At 66.1% G+C, this 1,391-nt stretch carries 1 protein-coding gene; it reads right to left on the bottom strand.

Translation table 11 applies throughout. The annotated features are described in order from the left end of the window. Positions 1-41: 41 nt before the first annotated feature. Entirely contained in the window at positions 42-1,334 is a 1,293-nt protein-coding gene (locus AB0G04_RS44195; protein WP_360996759.1) for an IS256 family transposase, read from the bottom strand. Positions 1,335-1,391: the final 57 nt, after the last annotated feature.

Here is a 1,391-nt window from a genome sequence, read left to right as displayed (position 1 = left end):
GGGAGTGTCAAGAAAACGGTGTAACTCGATGTTGTTGAAGGTCAGTTACGGGCTGCGGTGAGTCGTCCTTCGAAGGCGAGATCGAAGGCGTTGAGGGCGGGTTTCCAGCGGATGGTCCAGCGGCGGCGGCCGGCGCCGGTCGGGTCCAGTGCCATCACGGCGAGGTAGACGCATTTCAGGGCGGCCTGCTCGTTCGGGAAGTGCCCGCGGGCCCGGACGGCCCGGCGGATCCGGGCGTTGACGCTCTCGATCGCATTCGTCGAGCAGACGACCTTTCGGATCTCGGCGTCGAAGGCCAGGAACGGCACGAACTCGGCCCAGGCGTTCTCCCAGAGCCGGACGATCGCCGGGTATTTCTCGCCCCAGGTCTCGGCGAACTCCAGGAACCGCTGCTCGGCAGCCGGCTCGGTCGGTGCGGTGTAGACCGGCTTCAACGCCTTCGCGATCGCGTCCCAGTGCTGGCGGCCGGCGTACTTGAACGAGTTGCGCAGCAGGTGCACCACGCAGGTCTGCACCACCGTCTTGGGCCAGACGGTGTTGATCGCGTCGGGCAGGCCGGTCAGCCCGTCACAGACGGCCATCAGCACGTCCTCGACACCACGGTTCTTGAGTTCGGTGCAGACCTGGAACCAGAACTTGGCGCCCTCACCGCCGTCGCCGGCCCACAGTCCGAGGATGTCGCGGGTTCCCTCGACGGTGACCGCGAGGGCGACGTAGACGGGCCGGTTGGCGACTTTCCCGTCACGGATCTTGACGTTGATGGCGTCCAGGAACACGACGGGGTAGACGCGGTCGAGAGGCCGGTTCTGCCATTCGGCCATGCCGTCCATGACCTTGTCGGTGATCGTGGAGATCGTCTGCCGAGAGACGTCGGCGCCATAGACCTCGGCCAGGTGAGCGCTGATCTCCCCGGTGGTCAGGCCTTTCGCCGACAGTGACAGGACCATGTCCTCGACACCGGTCAGCCGCCGCTGCCGTTTCTTGACGATCTGCGGCTCGAACGAGCCGTCGCGATCCCGGGGCACGGTGATCTCGACCGGGCCGACGTCGGTGAGCACGGTCTTGGCCCGGGCGCCATTGCGGGAGTTCCCGCCGTCCTTACCGGCCGGATCGTGTTTCTCATAGCCGAGGTGGTCGGTGATCTCCCCATCGAGGGCGGCCTCGATCACCCGCTTCGTCAGCTGCTGCAGCAGGCCACCTTCACCGGTCAGCTGCAAGCCCGCAGCCCGGGCCTGCTCGACCAGCCGACCGACCAGCTCGGCGTCCACGCCCTCCGGCGTGCCGGCCGCAGTCTTCTTCTTCGCCACCGCGGAAGTATCCACGGTGTCCGTCATGACAGTCATCAGGTGCGTCTCCTTGATCAGGAGTTACACCGTTGTTCTTACAGTCCC

The organism is Actinoplanes sp. NPDC023801 (assembly GCF_040639655.1).
Lineage (GTDB): Bacteria > Actinomycetota > Actinomycetes > Mycobacteriales > Micromonosporaceae > Actinoplanes.
The sequence above is the reverse complement of the archived record's forward strand: the minus strand, read 5'-3'. Positions and strand labels throughout refer to the sequence as shown.